Source organism: Streptomyces triticirhizae (assembly GCF_003696235.1).
Classification (GTDB): Bacteria; Actinomycetota; Actinomycetes; order Streptomycetales; family Streptomycetaceae; genus Streptomyces; species Streptomyces triticirhizae.
In genome coordinates this window covers 1-5,068 of sequence record NZ_RFFJ01000297.1, presented here as the reverse complement: position 1 = coordinate 5,068, position 5,068 = coordinate 1, and the positions used below count along the sequence as shown (strand labels likewise).

Annotated in this window: 3 protein-coding genes; 2 read left to right on the top strand and 1 reads right to left on the bottom strand. The window is 76.2% G+C overall.

Going from position 1 to position 5,068, the window contains the following annotated elements; genetic code table 11:
- Window positions 1-95 precede the first annotated feature (95 nt).
- Entirely contained in the window at window positions 96-1,004 is a 909-nt protein-coding gene (locus tag EBN88_RS28475; RefSeq protein ID WP_233581070.1) for a siderophore-interacting protein, read from the bottom strand.
- Between the two features lie 366 nt (window positions 1,005-1,370).
- Between EBN88_RS28475 and EBN88_RS28470 the strand changes: the two genes are divergently transcribed.
- Window positions 1,371-3,152, top strand: a complete 1,782-nt coding sequence (locus EBN88_RS28470; protein WP_122399895.1) for an ABC transporter transmembrane domain-containing protein — start codon at window positions 1,371-1,373, stop codon at window positions 3,150-3,152.
- Window positions 3,149-4,987, top strand: a complete 1,839-nt coding sequence (locus EBN88_RS28465; protein WP_122399894.1) for an ABC transporter ATP-binding protein — start codon at window positions 3,149-3,151, stop codon at window positions 4,985-4,987. Before EBN88_RS28470 ends, EBN88_RS28465 begins: the two co-directional genes overlap by 4 nt.
- Window positions 4,988-5,068: the final 81 nt, after the last annotated feature.

The window sequence follows — 5,068 nt, the reverse complement described above, 5'->3', positions numbered from 1 at the left end:
CGGGCCCGCCCGCCAGCCGCCCCGGCCGAGCCCCCCGCGCGCCCGCGCCCGCGCCGGCGCGAGTCGCTCGGAGGGCGCCGTCCCGGAGGCCGTGCTCACAGACCCAGCCTCTCCAGCTGCGCGTGGTAGTCGTCCGTGATCTCCTCGATGTCGCGGCTCTCGTCGTCCCACATCCGGTAGAGCCGGGTGCGGGTCTCCTCGTCCAGCGCCTCCCAGCGCTGCCGCAGCTCCTCCGCCCGGTGCGTCCAGTAACCGACCGTGGTGTAGGTGCCGTTGGGGAGTTTCCGCTCGTGCCGCAGGTTCTTGCGGACGGCCCGCATCACGCCCGTCTCGCCGGCGAACCACAGATAGCCGGGCTCCTCGGGGAGTTCCAGCTCGCGGATGACGGCGTCCAGCCGGGACGGGGTGTGCCCGTTGCCGGCGTAGACCCACTCCACGGTCAGCTCCGCCTCGTCGCGCGCCGGGTCGCCCAGCGAGATCGGCTGCCGGTGGTGCGGGTCGACGACCTCAAGGACCACCCGGGTCCGCACCCCGGGCGGGGTCTGCTCCACCAGTCGGGCGGCGGCCGGCAGCCCGGCCGCGTCGGCCACCAGGATCTGCCAACGGGCGTTCGTCGGCAGCTCGTAGAGCCCGGTCGGCGAGGTCATCCCGACCACGTCGCCCGGCTTCGCAGCCAGCGCCCACGCGGCGGCCACGCCCCCGTCGTGGACCACGAAGTCGATGTCCACGGTGCGGGCGGCGGCGTTCACGGAACGGATGGTGTAGGTCCGCATCGGCGCCGGCCGCTGCTCCTCCTCCCAGCTCCATCCGCCGCGCTCGGTCGCCTGCGGCAACTCGGGCTCGGCCTCCCCCTCGTGCGGGAAGAACAGCCGGACGTACTCGTCGCCCACGCCCGTCGTCGGATAGCCGGCCAGGTCGGGGCCGCCCAGGGTGACCCGGGCCATCCCCGGCGTCAGCCGGCGGACGGCGGTGACCAGCGCGCGGTGAATGGTGAGGGACATCATCAGCCCACCAGCTCCTTCTCTGCGACATCGAGGAACACCATCTGGCCGCCGGGCGACCCGAAGGGCGTCTTCATCTGAACTCCTGGCAAGGGGACCACCGACTCCGGCCGGTGGGGGAACCGCTTCTCGGAACCGCTCTGGTGTCGGCCGTGTTCGCGGGCGCGGCCTCCGGCGGAGCGAAGGTCGCCGAGTCGCGCGCGAGGGTGCGCCGCCGGCGGCTCCGCTGCGGCCGGGCGCGGGGTCGCGTCATGGACGGCCGGTGCGGCCGTGTGATGGACTGCGGCGGGCGCCGCGTGGCTGAGGGGCGACATGGTGCGGCGGGTAGCTCCATTGAGCCGGCGGTAAGGTAAGGCTTACCTTAGCCCAATGTCCGAAGTGCTGTCACCGTCCCCCGCGAGCGCGCCCCCACCGCCCGCGCCGGCCGCCGCCACCCCCGGCGGGGTCATCCGGCTCGCCCTGCTCCGCGACCGCAGGGGCCTGCTGCTCCTCGGCGGCGCGGCCGGGCTCAGCGGCCACCAGATCGGCGAGGCCCTCGTCCCCGTCGCCATCGGCTGGGCCATCGAATCCGGGATCGTCACCGGCGACACCGGCGGCTTCCTGCGCCAACTCGCCCTGCTCGCCCTGCTGTTCGCCGGGCTCACCTTCTCCTGGCGGTTCGGCTACGCCTGCCTGACGCGCGCCACCCTCCACGGCGCGCACGCCCTGCGCCAGCGCGTGGTCGGCCGCGCCCTGCACCCCGGCGGCGCCGCCGAACGGCGCGCGCCCGGCGTCACCACCGCCATCGCCACCTCCGACACCGGCCGCGTCGGCGGCTTCTGCTGGACGGTCAGTGAACTGGTCTCGGTGCTCGCCGCCATCGTCACCAGCGCCGTCGCGCTGCTGGCCATCTCGCCCGCGCTCGGCCTGATCGTGCTGCTCGCCACGCCCCTCTCGCTGCTGCTGATGCAGCTGGTGTCCCGCCCGCTGGAGCGGCGCAGCGGCGCCGAACAGGCCGCCGCCGCCACGGCGGAGGGCCTGGCCACCGAGTTCGTCTCCGGCGTCCGGGTGCTCAAGGGCGTCGGCGCCGAGGACGAGGCCGCCCGCCGCTACGCCGCCGCCAGCCGCCGCTCCCTGGAGGCCGCCGTCCGCGCGATCAGCGCCAAGGCCGGCTACTACGGGGTGAGCGTGGTCTTCTCCGCGCTGCTGACCTCGGTGATCGCGCTGGTCTCCGGACTGCGCGCGCTGGACGGCGAGATCGGCGTGGGCCAGCTCGTGGCGGTCGTCGGGCTCGCCCAGTTCATCCAGCAACCCATGGCCCGGCTGGGCGTGTTCGGCATCGAGCTGGCGCAGAAGCGCGCCTCGGCCCGCCGGATAGCCGACCACCTGACGACCCCGCCGGCCGTCCCCGTTCACCACCAGTCCGCGGACGCGCGTCCGTCCTCGGGCGAGGAACGGCCCCCGACCGGTCAACGCCCGCCCGCCGAGGGGGCGTCGGGGCCAGCGCTGCTCATCACCCCCGGCCCCGACGCCCGTTGGCCCGCGCTCACCGTCGCCGTCGGCCAACGCGTCGGCGTCGTCCACGACTCGCCCGACGAGGCCGCCGCGCTGGTCGCGATCCTCGCCCGCCGCGCGCCCGTCGAACCCGGCCGATTCACCGTCGGGGGAACGGAGTTGGCCACCCTCGACCCCGAGACGGCCCGCGCCCGCCACGTCCACGCCCAGGGCGGCTGGGCCCGCGTGCTGCCCGACACCCTGCACGACAACGTCGTGCTGGACGCCCCGCTCGACGAGGACGTCCTGCGCGCCACCGCCGCCGACGAGGTCGCCGGCCTGCTCCCCGACGGCCGCGCCGAACGCCTCACCTCCGGCGGCGCCACCCTCTCCGGCGGCCAGCGCCAACGCATCCTGCTCGCCCGCGCGTTGCACACCACCCAACCGCTGCTGGTGCTCCACGACCCCACCACCGCGCTGGACGCCGTCACCGAGTCCGAGGTCGCCCGGGGCCTCGCCGGCGTCACGGGCCGCGCGCTGCTGCTGGTCACCACCAGCCCCGCGCTGCTGGCCGTCTGCGACACCGTCGCCGCCCGCCTCGACGGCGCCTGGACCGTCGCCCCCCACCCCCGGCTCCTGACGGAGTCCGCCGCCTACCGGGAGTTGATCGGCGCGTGAGCACCACCCAGGACCACCCGAGCACCACCCCGGACCAACGGCCCGACGCCGACGAGGCGTTGCTGCTGCCCATCGCCGACGCCCGCACCACCCGCCGGCAGGCCGTGCGGCGTCTCGGCCGACGCCCGTTCGCGCTGCTCGGCGTCGCCGCGCTCTTCGTCGCCGCCTCCGTCTGCGGCCTCGCCGCGCCCGCCCTGCTCGGCCGGATCGTCGAGGCCGTCACCGAGAACGAGCCCGGCGGCGTGGTGTTCGCCTGCGCCGGCGGCATCCTCGCCGCCGGCATCGCCGCCGCCGCGCTCGGCCGGCTCGCCCACGCCTGGCTGGCCAGGCTCCTCCAGTCCGCCCTCGCCGAGCTGCGCGAGGAGGCGTTCCGCACCGCGATGGGCATCCCCCAGGCGCGGCTGGAGAAGGCCGGCGTCGGCGACGTCGTCTCCCGCGTCTCCGGCGATGTCGAGGCCGTCGGCGAGGCGGTCGGCGGCGTGCTGCCCGTCTTCACCGCCGCCGGCTTCACCATCGTCGTCACCGCCGGCGGCCTGGCCGTCCTCGACCCGAGGTTCGCGCTCGCCGCGCTGGTCGCCGCGCCCGTCCAGGTGCTCGCCACCCGCTGGTTCCTGCGCCGCTCGGGCCCCGCCTACCGGCGGCTGCGGATCGCCGAGGGCCACCGCACCGGCGAACTCGTCGAGGTCTTCACCAGCGAGGAGACCATCGTCACCACCGGCCGCTCCGCCCGCCACGCCCAGCGCGTCGCCCGCGCCTCCGAGGACGCCATCGCGCCGGCGCTGCGCGCCACCCGCATCATGGCCACCTTCTGGAACAGCCTCAACGCGGCCGAACTCGTCGGCCTCGCCTCCGTGTTGGCGGTCGGCGCGCTCCTCAGCTCCTCCGGGACGGTCACCGTAAGCGCCGCCACCACGGCCGCGCTGCTCTACTTCAGGCTCTTCGATCCGATCGGCGTGGTCCTCTCCGAGTTCGACGCGCTGCAACGGGCAACGGCCGGGCTCAGCAGGCTCGTTGGCGTGGTCAGCGTCGCCGACCGCTACGCGGCGCGCGCCACCGAGGCGCAACGCGCCGCCCAACGGGCCCGCACACCCGCCCGGTTGACGCTGGAGAACGTCAGCTTCGCCCACGCGCCCGGCCGCCTCGCCGTGACCGAGGTCTCGCTCACCGTCCACCCCGGGGAACGGATCGCCGTCGTCGGCGCCTCCGGCTCAGGCAAGTCCAGCCTCGCCGGGCTGGTCGCCGGCATCCACACCCCCGACGCCGGCCGCGTCCTCCTCGACGGCGAGCCCGTCGTGCCGGGCGCGGCGGCCGAGGCCGGGGTGCTGCTGGTCACCCAGGAGGTGCGGGTCTTCGCCGGCACCGTCGCCGACAACCTCCGCCTCGCCGCGCCCGACGCGCCCGACGCGGACCTGGACGCCGCGCTGCGCGCGGTCGGCGCCGACTGGGTCCTCGACCTGCCGGACGGCACCGCCACCAGGGTCGGCCCCGACGGGCTCGAACCCAGCAGCGAACGCGCCCAGCAACTCGCCCTGGCCCGCGTCGTGTTGGCCAGGCCCCGGGTGCTCGTCCTCGACGAGGCGACCGCCGAGACCGGCGCCCGCGCGGCCCGCGCCCTCGACCGCGCGACGGCCAACGCCATCGGCGACGCCAGCGCGCTGGTGATCGCCCACCGCCTCACCCAGGCCGAGACGGCGGACCGGGTCGTGGTGATGGACCACGGCCGGATCGTCGAGGAGGGCCCCCACGCCGACCTCCTCGCCAAGCGCGGCACCTACGCCCGCCTCTGGCACGCCTGGACCGCCCGCACGACGACCAACGGCGCGCCCGTGGCGTGACCGGGGGCCGCTCGGGCCGGCCGCACCGCCGCCCGCGCGGGGGCGCGGCTCCGCCGTACCCGCGCCGCCCGCCTCGTCCGC

Coding starts and splice junctions, on each gene's coding strand:
- EBN88_RS28475 (WP_233581070.1), bottom strand. CDS start 1,004: ATGATGTCCCTCACCATTCACCGCGCGCTGGTCACCGCCGTCCGCCGG.
- EBN88_RS28470 (WP_122399895.1), top strand. CDS start 1,371: ATGTCCGAAGTGCTGTCACCGTCCCCCGCGAGCGCGCCCCCACCGCCC.